Source organism: Bradyrhizobium sp. HKCCYLS2038 (assembly GCF_051167655.1).
Classification (GTDB): Bacteria; Pseudomonadota; Alphaproteobacteria; order Rhizobiales; family Xanthobacteraceae; genus Bradyrhizobium.
In genome coordinates, this window is record NZ_JBNPTM010000001.1 from 1,949,325 (window position 1) to 1,963,124 (window position 13,800).

Consider the following 13,800-nt stretch of genomic DNA (forward strand, 5'->3'; position numbering starts at 1 on the left):
CTCGCGATGCCCCAGGCGAGGCCGATATCGCTAGAGTCGGGCACCGACAGCCGCGAATTCAGCCGTGAGGACCATGAGCTGGACAAGGCATTCAGCGCGGTTCTGGCGCGGATGACCGGCGGAATCTCGCCGGCTGCGCTGTCGATGGCGTATCTCGATTGGGCCTGTCATCTGGCCGCTGCGCCCCAGCGTCAAATCGATGTCGCGCACCAGGCATTTCAGGCCTTGAGGAAGATCGCCGAGCGTTCAGTGCATTTCGCCGATCCGAACCGTCAACCATGGGACCTGATCAAGCCCCAGCCGACAGATCACCGCTTTTCAAAGCCGCAATGGGCCACGCAGCCGTTCAACCTGTTCGCCCAGGCTTTCCTGCTCGGGGAAGATTGGTGGCACAAGGCGACCACCGGCGTGCGCGGTGTCGACCCCGCAAACGAGGCTGTCGTTGATTTTTCCATTCGCCAACTGCTCGACACGTTTGCTCCGTCGAACTTCGCGGCGACCAACCCTGAAGTGCTCGAAAAGTCGCTTCAGAGTGGCGGGGAAAACCTCGTTTTCGGCTGGCAGAACTGGCTCAGCGACCTCATGCAGGTTTTGCAGCCCGGCGGGCCCTCGCGCGGTGCGCAGGACTTCGTCGTCGGAGAGACGGTCGCGACCGCGCCCGGCAAGGTCGTATTTCGCAACAAATTGATCGAATTGATCCAGTACGCGCCAACGACGGAGACGGTGCGGCCCGAACCCGTTCTGATCGTGCCGGCCTGGATCATGAAGTACTACATCCTCGATCTGTCGCCGCACAATTCGCTGGTGACGCACCTTACGGATCAGGGATTCACGGTTTTCATGATCTCCTGGCGGAATCCAGGAGCGGAAGATCGCAACCTGGCGTTTGACGACTATCGCTCGCTTGGCGTCATGTCCGCTTTGGACGTGATCGGGCGGATCGTACCGAACGTGCCGATCCATGCCGCCGGCTATTGCCTCGGAGGAACGCTTCTGTCGATTACAGCCGCGGCCATGGCACGGGACGGGGACAATCGTCTGAAGACGATCACGCTGTTCGCGGCTCAGACCGATTTCACGGAAGCCGGCGAACTGACGCTCTTCATCAACGAAAGCCAGGTTGCTTTCCTGGAAGACATGATGTGGGAGCGAGGCTATCTCGACACCACTCAGATGGCTGGAGCATTTCAGCTGCTGCGCTCCAACGACCTGATCTGGTCGCGGGTTTCGCGCGACTATCTGCTCGGCGAGCGAGCGAATCCGAGCGACCTGATGGCCTGGAACGCAGACGCGACCCGCCTGCCGTATCGGATGCATTCGGAGTACCTGCGCAAGCTGTTTCTGAACAATGATCTTGCCGAGGGCCGCTATCAGGTCGAGGGCAAGCCGGTGGCTCTGTCCGACATTCACACGCCGATGTTCGTGGTGGGTACGGTGCGCGACCACGTCGCGCCCTGGCGATCGACCTACAAGATCCACTACGAGGTCGATGCAGACGTGACATTCGTACTGGCGAGCGGCGGACACAATGCGGGCATCGTGGCTCCGCCGGATGAGCCCGGACATTCACATCAGGTGCGGATCAAGGCCGCCGATGCCCCATATCTCGGGCCGGACGAATGGCAGAAGACCTCTCCTCGGATCGAGAAATCGTGGTGGCCGACCTGGTTCACCTGGCTGGGTCAACATTCAGGAGCGCCGGGCCTGCCGCCGCAGTTCGGAATCGACGGCTCGACCGACCTTGGCTGCGCGCCGGGAGACTATGTGCATACGTGAAAACGCGCCGCTGACGTCCTCTGGCACTTCGTCCATCGAATTCAGCTTCAGAGCCCCAGCAAGGAACGGCTCCGACGCAAAGTCTCTTCTGGGCTCCCTGAAGCGTCGACACGCAGCCAATCCAGAGCGCCGAGGTCATAGCCTTCCTGCCCCTCGGCGACCGTGATTGTTGCATCGGATGCGTCGTTGACTCGATGATGAATTCGCTCCTTCCGGATGCGCAACTCTGCGACGAGAAAGAGCCCGGAAAAAGCAACGTTCGATCGCTTCGCAAGCGCTTGTATCTCGGTGCGCTCATTCTCGTGGGCAAACACGGCGTCGACGATGACCGTGACTCCCCGGGCCAGTAAGCGGGCAGCCCGGTTCATCAACTCGCGATAAACCTCCGCGCTCGCCTCAGCCGTGTAGGCCGCTTTCGGCAGGCGATCGGTTTGGGTAACGCCAGCCAATTGCTTGCGCAGAACGTCGCTACGCAGAACGATTGCGCCAGGCGGCGGTATCGTCAGCGGAGCAAGCGCCCGTGCCAAAGCGGACTTCCCGGTTCCCGAGAGGCCGCCAATTGCGATCATCACTGGGGGCGCCGGTGAAATCAGCCTGCGCGCCAAATGAAAGTATCTGTTGGCGGTATCGAATATTTCGGAGCGATCGGCTTCAGAGTGATCAGCTTGGTCGCGGTCGAGTTTCGCCAGAAAAACCTGGGCCCGGATGGCTGCGCGAATGGCCATGAAAAGCGGCAATGCGGCCAGGCCCTCCATCTCGTCAGGCGATGAAACGAAGACATAGGAGTTCAGAAGCTGATTGGCCGCGGCAGACTGCTCAAAATGAAGCAGGTCCATCAGCGGAAAAGCGAGGTCATAGAGGACGTCGATGATGGCGATCCGGTCGTCGAATTCGATGGCATCGAACAGTACCGGCTTGTCGTCGACCATGACGATGTTTGCCAAATGGAGATCGCCATGGCAGCGCCGGACGTACCCCGCTTCAGCACGTTGCTGAAGCAGCGGTGTCAGCAGTGCTAGGGTCGAACGGCAAGCAAGTTCGAGCTCATCGATTTCCGTCACGTCAAATCGGCGGCTGGCTCTGAAGCTCGTGATGAACGCGTCAATCCACCGCGGGATTGAATCGATCCACGTGCTGGACGCAAATCGAATCGCGAGCTGATGCGACGCTGCGATGGTTTCGGCCAGCAGCGACGCCGTGTCGGCGCCGATCTGATGGTCCCTTGCAAGATGATCAAGCGTCTGGCTGTCATCGAAGCGACGCATCTCAACGGCATGCTCAATAGCTGTGCCGGTCCCACCGATCTCGAGCTTCCCATCCGGGGTCCTGGTGATTGCAGCTACCCCAAGATAGATATCCGGCGCAAACGGACGGTTGATCTCGATCTCCTTCGCGCACGCCGTCTTTCGCAGCGAGAGCGTCGAATAGTCGAGAAAGGGCAGCCGAATCGCCCGCTTGATCTTCAGCGCACGGTCACCGAGCAGGAAAACGGACGCGGCGTGCGTGTCGATTCGACGAACGCCGGGATGGAGGTTCGTATCGCTCAAGAACGAGAATACGAGATCCTGATCGGATGGAGACACCATGGGCGCTGTTGCGTTCCAAATCGCTCAATTGTCTGGGACGAGGACGGCCGCCCCGAGTATGTCACCCCTGCGCAAGCGAGCAAGAACAGCGTTCGCATCGGAAAGCGGATAGGCGGTTGCATGAGGCCGGATCTGAGCCTCCTGGGCAACGCGCAGGAAGTCGAGGCCGTCCTGCCTCGTCAGGTTGGCAACGGACATCACATGGCGCTCTCCCCAGAGAAGGGAATACGGGAAACTGGGGATGTCGCTCATATGGATGCCCGCGCACACGACCCGTCCGCCCTTGCGAACGGCCCGGAGCGCCGCCGGAACGAGCTCGCCAGCAGCGGCATAGATGATGGCAGCATCGAGCGCGACGTCAGGCCGCTGGTCCGATCCGCCGGCCCATGTGGCGCCCAGCTGGCGGGCAAGAGCCTGTGCCTCAAGATCCTCGTTTCGGGTGAAGGCATAGATCTGCCGCCCTTGCCAGCGGGCGACCTGCGCAACGATGTGACCGGCTGCGCCGAAGCCATAAATGCCTAGCCGTTGAGCATCGGCCGTCATGACCAGGGATCTCCAGCCGATCAGGCCGGCGCATAGCAACGGCGCGGCAGCCACGTCATCGATCGGGCCCTCGAGCGGAAATGCGTAGCGCGCATCCGCGATCGCGTATGTCGCATAGCCGCCGTGGCGCGTGTAGCCGGTAAACGTGGGCTCGTCGCACAGATTCTCCATACCCTGCTGGCAGAACGTGCAGTGCCCGCAGGTGTGGCCCAGCCAGGGAATGCCGACCCGGTCGCCCAGCCTGTGTGTCGTTACGCCAAGTCCGATTCGATCGATGTGGCCGACGATCTCGTGTCCGGGAATGATGGGGTAGGGGATGTCGGGAAGCTCGCCATCGCACAGATGCAGATCGGTACGGCACACACCGCATGCGCTGACCCTGACGCGAATCTCGGCAGGACCCGGTTCGGGGTCCGGGAGATGGCTGGACTGGAGGGGTGTGCCCGGCTTTTGCAGCACCATCGCGCGCATGACGAGCCTCCTTGTGGGCCACGTTTGGCGGGATAGATCATGCTGCACCTTGCGCCTTTGATGTCGGTCAAGGCTCACGGCGCGTTGAACGGCGATCAACGCCTCGGCGGCAGCCGCAGGCAGGTATCGAGGAACGCGTCCGTCACAATCATCTCGTCCTGGGCTGATACGTCGCGCTGGACCGCCGGTGGTTTGAAACTAGACTGATATATTGGAAACTGCCGGCTTCCGCGCTCAACATTGGATATCGAGATGTCGACCTACCGCTTGCGGAACCTGCTGTTGCCTCGCTCGATCGCCCTGGTCGGAGGAAGTCCGCGGCCGAACTCGGTTGGAAGGGCCATCCTCGACAACATCATCAAGGCAGGCTTCCAGGGGCAAATCGGTCTGATCAATTCTCGCTATCGTGAGATAGCCGGGGTCAAGTCGGTGGGCAGGATCGACGAGCTGCCGTTCGTGCCGGAGTTGGTGGTCATCACGACGCCACCTTCCTCCATTCCGGGCCTGATCGACCGCGCAGGCAGCTTGGGAACTGCCGCCGCGCTGATCATCACCTCGGGGCTCGGGCACGGGCCGGATTCGCTCGCCGACCGGGTTGAGAGGGCCGCGCAGAAGTTCGGGATGCGCCTGGTCGGTCCAAACTGCCTCGGCATCATGATGCCCACGATCAAGCTCAATGCGAGCTTCTCCGCTCACATGCCGATTGCAGGGAGTTTGGCGCTGATCTCGCAATCCGGTGCCATCGCCGCGGGAATGGTGGATTGGGCGGCTCAGCGCGGCGTCGGCTTCTCGGGCATCGTCTCGATTGGCGATCAATTGGACGTCGATCTTGGTGATCTTCTGGATCATTTCGCGATGGACGGTGGGACGCGCGCGATCCTGCTCTACATCGAAGCCGTCAAGGATGCGCGGAAGTTCATGTCCGCGGCGCGAGCGGCGGCAAGGGTGAAACCTGTCGTCGTCGTGAAGTCGGGCAGGGGGGCCGCTGGAGCGAGGGCGGCTGCGACGCATACGGGCGCATTGGCGGGGGCAGATGCCGTCTACGATGCAGCCTTTCGGCGTGCCGGTGTCTTGCGCGTCTCCGACCTGCGCGAGCTGTTCGACTGCGCCGAGACGTTGGGACGCGTGGAATCGCCCACAGGCAAGCGCCTTGCGATTCTGACCAATGGCGGCGGAATAGGTGTGCTCGCCGTCGATCGGCTGGTTGAGCTTGGCGGAGTGGCCGCGACGCTCTCTCCCGCCGTTCACGACAAGCTCGACGCCATGCTGCCGGTCACCTGGTCCGGATCGAACCCGGTTGACATCGTCGGCGACGCAGATGCAGGACGCTACACGGCGTCGCTCGAGGCACTGCTTGCAGATCAGTCCAACGATGCAATTCTCGTGATGAACGTTCAGACCGCGATTGCGTCGGCGAGCGAGATTGCCATCGCGGTCACGGACTTCGTGAGCAGCTACCGCAAGCAGCATCGGCGCTGGGCCAAGCCGGTGCTGGCGGCATGGGTCGGTGCCGAGCAGCCGGTCATTGAAACATTGAGCGGCGCGGGAATTCCGAACTATCCCACGGAGGATGACGCCGTCCGAGGTTTCATGCATCTCGTCCGCCATCGCGAAGTGGTGGAGTCGCTTGCCGCAGTGCCCCCGGCCATGCCGAGCTCCTTTGCGCCGCATGTTGACGTCGCCCGCGGCATCGTTACGGCCGCTCTGGCTGACGGAAGAACATGGCTTGATCCCGTCGAAATCAGCCGCCTCCTGGAAGCTTATGATATCGCGATGGTTCCGACATTCGCGGCGTCTTCGATCGACGAAGCCGTCGGCTATGCGAATCAATTGTTTGCTCAGGGCGCCACGGTGGTGCTCAAGATCCTGTCTCGCGACATCATTCATAAATCCGACGTCGGCGGCGTCGTTCTCAACCTGACCACGGCTGAGGCTGTTCGCAACGCGGCGAACGAGATCATGGCGCGCGCAAGAGCTGTGCGGCCTGAGGCGCGGATATCCGGCGTGATCGTGCAAGCCATGGTCGTGCGGGCCAAAGCGCGCGAGTTGATCATGGGCATCGCCGATGATCCGACTTTCGGCACCGTGATCGTCTTCGGCCGCGGTGGTACTGCGGTGGAGATCATCAACGACAAGGCGCTCGGCCTGCCGCCGCTCGACCTGCACTTGGCGCGCAATCTGATCGAGCGCACGCGTGTCTCGCGCCTGTTGCGGGCCTATCGGGATGTCCCCGCCGTCAAGCCTGACGCGGTCGCGATGGTTCTCGTCAAGCTCGCGCAGCTCGCGGCAGACGTTCCCGAGATTCGAGAACTCGACATCAACCCGTTGCTTGCGGACGAAAGCGGCGTCTTGGCTGTTGATGCGCGTGTCGCCGTCGGTAAGGTACCGCCGAAATTCAAGGGGTCCGGTCCGTCAAACTTCGCCGTGCGGCCTTATCCGAGCCAGTGGGAACGGCACCTCCAGGTCAAGGATGGCTGGCGCATTCTTGCCCGACCGATCCGACCGGAAGACGAGCCGATCATCCATGAGTTCCTCAAGCACGTGACCGCCGAGGATCTCCGCCTTCGCTTCTTCGCGCCCATGAAGGAGTTCACGCATGAATTCATCGCACGCCTGACGCAGCTCGACTATGCACGCGCAATGGCCTTCGTCGCGCTTGATGAGGCGACGAACGAACTAGTCGGAGTCGTCAGGATTCATTCCGATTCGATCTATGAGAGCGGCGAATACGCAATCCTGCTGCGGTCGGATCTGAAGGGACGAGGGCTCGGTTGGGCCTTGATGCAGTTGATCATCGAATATGCAAAGGCCGAAGGCCTGAAGATGATCTCTGGCGACGTTCTGCAGGAGAACGTCGTCATGCTGGAGATGTGCCGGAATCTCGGTTTCGAGGTCAAGACCGACCCGGCCGAGCGGGACCTGTGCAACGTCAAGCTGACGCTCTGAAGCATCCTCTCCAGGCCTGGTGAACCGAATTACGTCGCGGAGGCGTCGCCGGCCGAGGGCCCCGTGGGCTCGCTATCGGACGCGCCGTGCGAGCGGAGCGTCCTGACGAGCATCGTCAGGATTGGAATGATGAGCAAGGGAATCAGGCTGATGAGAGGGTGGTTGACGGCGCTCGAAATCTTCGACTGCAGGGATCGTGCTTCCAACTGCAGCGCGTCCATCGAGGCGGAGTGCATCTCGTTGGCCAGCTCGAGTTCGCGGCCGGACGGTGCACGTGCGGCAATGATGAGCAGGATCGCTGAGATCAGGAAATTGCAGGCTCCCAGCGCGGCAGCGGCCAAGACGGCGGATGTGATCTGGACCAATGCGAGATAGGCGGCTAGTTCGAGCATCAGGAGACCGAAGACCGCGATCAGGGCCGCAAACGCGCGGATGCCCGCGCCGGCGAGCAGGTGCCGGAGCCTGATGTCGGCGATGACACGGTCGGTGCGCCAGAGCAGGCGCAGGTGTTTGAGGGCGTTTTCCGTATCCACTCAAGTTCTCCGCAGGAGGAGGCCGAGCGCCAGACCGATCGCGAGCGCAGATGCTGTCGCCGCGATCGGACGTGTTCTGATCAATCGCTCGAGGTGAATGTCGGCGTCGCGTAGATCGGCGCGAAGGTTTTCGATGATCGCAGCGACGGGTTTGGCAATCGCATCTGCGTGCTCACTTTCGGGATCTCTGAAGGGGCCGCCCAGCGCACGCAGTTCTTGCACCAGATCGTCCAGCTCTTTGGTGAGGCGCGCGGAAAGGGTGGTCATGCTTTATCCTGTCGCTAGAATGACTCTAGGACGAAGCCCGGCCACCGGCTTGATTTCGCTCAATTGGCGGCGCGAAGCCTGTTGAGGCATATCAAGGTTGGCCGCTCGGTGGGATCTAGGAACTGCCTTGTTGCTCGGTGAGGGAGACATCCTATTGCGTGTTCATCCAAAATTGACCGCCGAAGCGATGGGCGACGTTCTGGAGCTTCGTCCGAGCGGACCCTGGGTATGCCGCGACGTGGCGGAACTGGAGAGCCTGACCAGCATTGCCCAGGTCACCGTCAACAACGCAAGAGCGGTCAAGCTCGATCTTGGGGCCATCAGCGAGATTGATACGGTCGGAGCCTGGCTGCTCGAAAAGCTGGGACGCAGCGCGGCCGCTGCCGGTCGCTCCGTCGAGATTACCGGGGTCGCGGAAAATTACCTGGGATTGATCGAAGAGGTCCGGCAGGTCAACCGACACGAGACCCAGTCACGGCCGACGCCGAACCCGGTCGTGGCCAAGCTCACCGATCTCGGGCGCTCCACGCTAGAGGCTGCACGCGACGTCACGGTGTTCCTCGACATGCTGGCGGCGCTCGCGTTTGCCTTGGTGCGGACACTGCGCCGTCCCAGGTCGTTGCGGGCGACATCGCTCGTCTACCAGATGTACCGGATCGGTTGGCAGGCCATTCCGATCGTCGTGTTGATCACGTTTCTGATCGGCGCGATCATCGCTCAACAGGGGATTTTTCACTTTCGACGCTTTGGCGCCGAGTCCTACGTTGTCGACATGGTCGGCATTCTCGTGCTGCGCGAGCTCGGCGTCCTGATCGTTGCGATCATGGTCGCGGGCCGATCAGGAAGCGCTTACACCGCCGAGCTCGGGTCGATGAAGATGCGGGAGGAGATCGATGCTCTGGTCACGATGGGTCTGAATCCGGTCGAGGTGCTGATCCTGCCCCGTATCGTGGCATTGATCCTGACACTGCCGGTGCTGGCCTTCATAGGCTCGATGGCGGCGCTCTATGGCGGAGGGCTCGTTGCCCAACTCTATGGCGGCATGGGCCCGGCGATCTTCATTGCGCGATTGCATGAGGCGATTTCGGTCACTCATTTCGAGGTCGGAATGCTGAAGGCGCCGTTCATGGCACTCGTGATCGGTATTGTCGCCTGCAGCGAAGGCCTCCGGGTCAAGGGCAGTGCCGAGTCGTTGGGGCAGCAGACGACGACATCCGTCGTAAAATCGATCTTCCTCGTGATCGTCCTCGATGGTCTGTTCGCCGTGTTCTTCGCATCCATTGGAATGTAGCAATGGCGGATTTCGACGTGTCCAATGCGATCCGCGTCACCGATCTCATCGTCGGCTTTGGCCAGCAGGTCGTTTTGAACAAATTGTCGCTGGACGTCCGGCGGGGTGAGATTCTGGGCTTGGTGGGGGCATCCGGCGGCGGAAAGTCGGTCTTGATGCGGACCATCATCGGACTTGTCCCACGACGCGGCGGGACGATCGAAGTGATGGGAATACCTCTCGGCGGGGCAGAGGAACGCGCCACGCAGGATGTCGCGACCCGCTGGGGCATCCTGTTTCAGCAGGGCGCGCTGTTTTCGTCGCTGACGGTGAAGCAGAACGTGCAGTTTCCTCTGCGCGAGAACCTCCAGATGTCGCAGAGCTTGATGGATGAGATCGCGATCGCCAAGCTCGAAATGGTGGGACTGCGTGCCGAGGACGGCGAGAAATATCCTGCCGAGCTATCGGGCGGAATGACCAAACGTGCCGCGCTGGCGCGCGCACTGGCGCTTGACCCGGCGATCGTGTTTCTCGATGAGCCGACATCGGGCCTCGACCCGATCTCGGCGGGCGACTTCGATGCCCTGATCAAGACGCTGCAGAAGACGCTTGGATTGACCGTATTCATGGTGACGCACGACCTGGCGAGCCTCAACACCGTCTGCGATCGCGTTGCGGCTCTCGCCGACGGCAGGATCGTCGCGATTGGTCCGATGAGCGATCTGCTTCGATCAGAACATCCCTGGGTGAAGGCCTATTTTCACGGCAAGCGATCTCAGATGCTGCAACCGAAAGCGAGTTGAAGATGGAAACGCGTGCGCCATTTGCTGTGATTGGCGGCTTCGTCCTGGCGGCCATCGTCGCGATCTTCGGTTTCGTGTATTGGCTGAACAACACCGGAGGACTTGGGCCGCGCACGACGTATCATGTGCGGTTCGAAGGATCCGTCCCCGGGCTGCTGGTTGGGGCCGCTGTTCTTTTCAACGGAATCCGCGTGGGCGAGGTGACTGATCTCGGTTTGGCGCCGGACGACCCGCGCCGAGTCAATGCAACGATCTCCGTGGCCTCGACCACGCCGGTCCGAACCGACACCCGGGTTGGACTCGAGTTTCAGGGATTGACGGGCGTGCCGGTGATCGCGCTGGAAGGCGGCTCGTCGACGGCAACGGCGGCGGCCGGCTCGACGTTGACCGCAGAGCCGGGTGCGGGCCAGAGCATGACGCAGGCCGCACGCGACGCCTTGCGGCGCGTCGATGCCGTCCTGGCGGAGAATGCCGGGCCTCTGAAAGATACGATCGCCAACCTCAAGACGTTTTCGGAGGGGCTTGCGCGAAATACCGGGAAGCTGGACGGGATCGTGTCGGGCCTCGAGAAGATGACGGGCGGCGGCGCTCCGGCGCAGAAGACCACCTACGATCTGACTGCACCTCGGGACCTTGGTCCGATCAGCAAGACTCTCAAGGGCCAACTCGCCATTCCAGAGCCGACCGCCGTGGCGATGTTGCAGACACAGCGCATGCTGTTTTCGCCGGCCAAGGACTATCCCGGTTTTGGCGACGTCCTATGGGCGGACAGCATTCCGAAGCTGCTGCAGTCGCGTTTGATCGACACGTTCGAGAATTATGACGTCGCACACGCGCCATTGCGGGCGACCGACCTCGGCCAGCCCGATTTTCAGTTGCTGATCGATGTTCGGCGGTTTCGCATCAATACTGAGACGGCTGCGGCGGCGGACATTGGCCTGTCGGCACGTCTGGTGGATAAGAACGGCAAGGTCATCGCTTCGCGCTTGTTTGACGCAAGCGAGCCGCTCTCGCGGCTCGAACCTGCCGAAGCCGTGACCGCCTTCGACGCGGCTTTCGGCCAGATCGCCAAATCAGTCCTGGTTTGGACGATACAGTCGCTCTAAAGCCCTAATGGCGAGCCGATCTATTCCAGGCTTTTGAGATAAGAGAGCAGATCATTGATCTGCGGCGGTTGCAGCTCGAATTGCGGCATGGCCGGATGGCCGGTCACGATTCCTTCGGCCAGGGCTTCGCCCAACGTTTCGATCGGATAGCGCAGGTGCAGCGTTCGGAACGGCGGCGCTGGCTTGAATGCACTTTCGCCGGTCCGTCCAATGGCATGGCAGCGCGCGCAGTGAGCCTTGGCGAAAGCCCGTCCCCGCTGCTCCGGCGTCGACGCAGCATGCGACGGCAATATCCAGCAGAAGATCAAGAGAAGGGCGCAGAAGGCGGACCGCTGCATTCATCACGTCCATGGCACTGGGCATTTTCTGCCACGATAGAGCCCCGATCCTGCACTCATTTGATTTGAATCAACTGGAACTCAGAGCATCCGGTAGAATGCGGCTATCCTCCTTGCGTGTGGCCCAGCGGAGCCCTCTATGAAGACGTCTTTGGTTGCAGTCGATTTCCACGGGCAGGGCTGCGCTGATTGTGCCGTGAGGGGATTTAGCGTTTGCGCGTCACTCGACCAGTTTGAGATGCGCGAGTTCGAGCAGCTGAGCCGCCGCGCCAACTTCGCGACCTGCGAGACGGTTTTCGCTCAAGAGGATATGTCATCCTGCTTTTACAATCTTCTCGATGGTGTCATGCGGCTCTATAAGCTCCTCCCCGACGGCCGCAGGCAGATCGTGGGCTTTCTGTTGCCAGGCGATTTCGTGGGAATGACCATCGAAGAGCGGCACGGGTTTTCGGCCGACGCAATCGGGCCGGTGACCGTCTGCCAGTTCGCAAAGGGACCGTTCGGCCGTTTCGCCGAGGATAAGCCGAACCTGCTTCGGCGGATGAACGAATTGGCCGTTCAAGAGCTGAACCAAGCGCGCGATCACATGGTGCTGCTCGGGCGCCGGTCCGCTGAGGAAAAGGTTGCGACGTTTCTCGTCGGGTGGAGGGACCGGCTGGTCGAGCTTCGCGGCCCCTCTAACATTGTACCGTTGCCCATGAGCCGGCAGGATATTGCAGATTATCTCGGCCTCACCATTGAGACGGTCAGCCGGACGTTCACGAAGCTGGAGCGGGAAGGGATCATCGCCATCCTTCCTGGCGGCGTATCGCTGCGGGACTCGGCACGCGCAGAAGCGCTAGCGGCGGCCTGATTTTCACCCGCGTTCTTCTGCCTCGCGGCTTTGCATTGATCTGGGTCAAAGACCCGCGCTCGGCGGTTGGGGAACAATGTCTCAAACTCAAAGAGGGGGGAGAGACATGCCTTTCGACGCCATGATGGTCAGCTTTGCGGTCGTAGCGGTTTTCGTCGCGTTTGCAGCGGTCCTGTTGTGGGCTGATTCGCAGACCAAGCAGCGGAGCTGAAGCCGGGATTCACTTGCAGAGCGGAACGGGCGCGTCATTCTCCGGCTGGAGAACCGCGGTCGGGCAAGGTCATCCGCACTGCAAATTCTTGCCTCGTTCGTGCCTCGGTGGCCTTGATGCCTCCGGGGCATAGCGATTTATGATACCCGCATTTGATCTTCGGCGCATTTTCCTGGACAAACTGTTGATCTGCCGTATTCCGGAGCCGAGTGGAAATCCGGGGATGGGCGGTCGCGCGCCGAAGGATCGTGTTTGCTGGTGCCTGCAGGCGTGCCCGGGATCCTTGGCACCTTTTGCGACCGGCACAAGCTCACGACATCTCTTCGGTCAGCGAATATGGGCGGCTGGGGAGATGCGGTGTGACTGACGAGAAGAAGGCGAACAGCCGATCGTCCAGCAGCGGCAAGCTGACGGTGCTGCGCCAGCACCCGATGTTTCGCGAGCTCGAGCCGGAGGCGCTCGACCAGCTCTGCCGCTATGCCAAGCCGACCTCGCTCAAGCGCGGGGCGACCATCTTCTCGAAAGGCGATGCCGGCTTGAGCCTCTACGCGGTGATCAGCGGGACCGTCAAAATCAGCGTGTCCTCCCCCGACGGCCGCAACGCGATTCTCAACCTCATCAGCGCAGGTGAGATCTTCGGCGAAGTCGCCCTGCTTGATGGGCGCGAACGAACCGCCGATGCGACGGCGAACACGAACTGCGAAATCTTGGTCATCGACCGGCGCGAGTTTCTGCCCTTCGTCAAGAGCCAGCCCGTTCTCGCGATGAAGTTCATCGAGCTGCTGTGTGATCGTCTGCGCTGGACCAGCGATCAGGTCGAGCAGGTCATTCTGCAGGATCTTCCGCGACGGTTGGCCAGCGCTCTGCTGGGTTTGACCGAGAAGCGGAAGCTGGATCCCGCCAGCCGCACCATCGCCATCACGCAGCAGGAGATCAGCGAGATGGTGGGTATGACGCGCGAGAGCATCAACAAGCAGTTGCGCGCCTGGGCCGGGCGAGACTGGGTGAGACTCGAACACGGCGCGATTGTCCTGCTCAATCCCGAGCCGTTGCGCGGATTGGTGGAGGCGGACGAGGACGAGGATGATTAGGGCGAC

Annotated in this window: 13 protein-coding genes; 8 read left to right on the forward strand and 5 right to left on the reverse strand. The window is 61.5% G+C overall.

The window, feature by feature from the left end:
* Positions 1-6 precede the first annotated feature (6 nt).
* Positions 7-1,776, forward strand: coding sequence for a PHA/PHB synthase family protein (locus tag ACQR1I_RS08680; RefSeq protein WP_434870443.1), 1,770 nt, complete (start codon positions 7-9; stop codon positions 1,774-1,776).
* A 47-nt stretch (positions 1,777-1,823) separates the two neighbouring features.
* On the opposite strand, the gene ACQR1I_RS08685 is transcribed toward ACQR1I_RS08680, so the two are convergent.
* Both ACQR1I_RS08685 and ACQR1I_RS08690 read right to left on the reverse strand, forming a co-directional pair.
* Positions 1,824-3,362, reverse strand: a complete 1,539-nt coding sequence (locus ACQR1I_RS08685; protein WP_434870374.1) for an AAA family ATPase — start codon at positions 3,360-3,362, stop codon at positions 1,824-1,826.
* A gap of 24 nt (positions 3,363-3,386) precedes the next feature.
* Complete coding sequence (locus tag ACQR1I_RS08690; RefSeq protein ID WP_434870373.1) at positions 3,387-4,376, reverse strand: zinc-dependent alcohol dehydrogenase family protein; 990 nt, start codon at positions 4,374-4,376, stop codon at positions 3,387-3,389.
* A 39-nt stretch (positions 4,377-4,415) separates the two neighbouring features.
* Here ACQR1I_RS08690 and ACQR1I_RS08695 point away from each other — a divergent pair, with 39 nt between their 5' ends.
* Both ACQR1I_RS08695 and ACQR1I_RS08700 read left to right on the forward strand, forming a co-directional pair.
* A complete protein-coding gene (locus ACQR1I_RS08695; RefSeq protein WP_434870372.1) occupies positions 4,416-4,583 on the forward strand; it encodes a hypothetical protein in 168 nt (55 codons plus the stop codon).
* A 45-nt stretch (positions 4,584-4,628) separates the two neighbouring features.
* Positions 4,629-7,322 (forward strand): bifunctional acetate--CoA ligase family protein/GNAT family N-acetyltransferase, encoded by a 2,694-nt coding sequence (locus tag ACQR1I_RS08700; protein ID WP_434870371.1) that lies wholly within the window; start codon positions 4,629-4,631, stop codon positions 7,320-7,322.
* A 29-nt stretch (positions 7,323-7,351) separates the two neighbouring features.
* Here ACQR1I_RS08700 and ACQR1I_RS08705 read toward each other — a convergent pair whose 3' ends face one another.
* Both ACQR1I_RS08705 and ACQR1I_RS08710 read right to left on the reverse strand, forming a co-directional pair.
* Positions 7,352-7,855, reverse strand: coding sequence for a phage holin family protein (locus ACQR1I_RS08705; protein WP_434870370.1), 504 nt, complete (start codon positions 7,853-7,855; stop codon positions 7,352-7,354).
* A complete protein-coding gene (locus tag ACQR1I_RS08710; RefSeq protein WP_434870369.1) occupies positions 7,856-8,122 on the reverse strand; it encodes a hypothetical protein in 267 nt (88 codons plus the stop codon).
* A gap of 154 nt (positions 8,123-8,276) precedes the next feature.
* Here ACQR1I_RS08710 and ACQR1I_RS08715 point away from each other — a divergent pair, with 154 nt between their 5' ends.
* Genes ACQR1I_RS08715 through ACQR1I_RS08725 form a run of 3 tightly spaced genes read left to right on the forward strand, consistent with a single transcriptional unit; the run spans position 8,277 to position 11,301 of the window.
* Positions 8,277-9,413, forward strand: a complete 1,137-nt coding sequence (locus tag ACQR1I_RS08715; protein ID WP_434870442.1) for an MlaE family lipid ABC transporter permease subunit — start codon at positions 8,277-8,279, stop codon at positions 9,411-9,413.
* Between the two features lie 2 nt (positions 9,414-9,415).
* Positions 9,416-10,195: an ABC transporter ATP-binding protein gene (locus ACQR1I_RS08720; RefSeq protein WP_434870368.1), complete on the forward strand. Its 780-nt coding sequence runs from the start codon at positions 9,416-9,418 to the stop codon at positions 10,193-10,195.
* 2 nt (positions 10,196-10,197) lie between these two features.
* Positions 10,198-11,301, forward strand: a complete 1,104-nt coding sequence (locus ACQR1I_RS08725) for an ABC-type transport auxiliary lipoprotein family protein (RefSeq protein WP_434870367.1) — start codon at positions 10,198-10,200, stop codon at positions 11,299-11,301.
* A gap of 20 nt (positions 11,302-11,321) precedes the next feature.
* On the opposite strand, the gene ACQR1I_RS08730 is transcribed toward ACQR1I_RS08725, so the two are convergent.
* Complete coding sequence (locus tag ACQR1I_RS08730; protein ID WP_434870366.1) at positions 11,322-11,639, reverse strand: c-type cytochrome; 318 nt, start codon at positions 11,637-11,639, stop codon at positions 11,322-11,324.
* Positions 11,640-11,778: 139 nt separating this feature from the next.
* Between ACQR1I_RS08730 and ACQR1I_RS08735 the strand changes: the two genes are divergently transcribed.
* Together ACQR1I_RS08735 and ACQR1I_RS08740 are read left to right on the forward strand one after the other, a co-directional pair.
* Positions 11,779-12,492: a helix-turn-helix domain-containing protein gene (locus tag ACQR1I_RS08735; RefSeq protein WP_434870365.1), complete on the forward strand. Its 714-nt coding sequence runs from the start codon at positions 11,779-11,781 to the stop codon at positions 12,490-12,492.
* Between the two features lie 570 nt (positions 12,493-13,062).
* Positions 13,063-13,794: a Crp/Fnr family transcriptional regulator gene (locus ACQR1I_RS08740; RefSeq protein WP_434870441.1), complete on the forward strand. Its 732-nt coding sequence runs from the start codon at positions 13,063-13,065 to the stop codon at positions 13,792-13,794.
* The last annotated feature ends 6 nt before the right edge of the window (positions 13,795-13,800 follow it).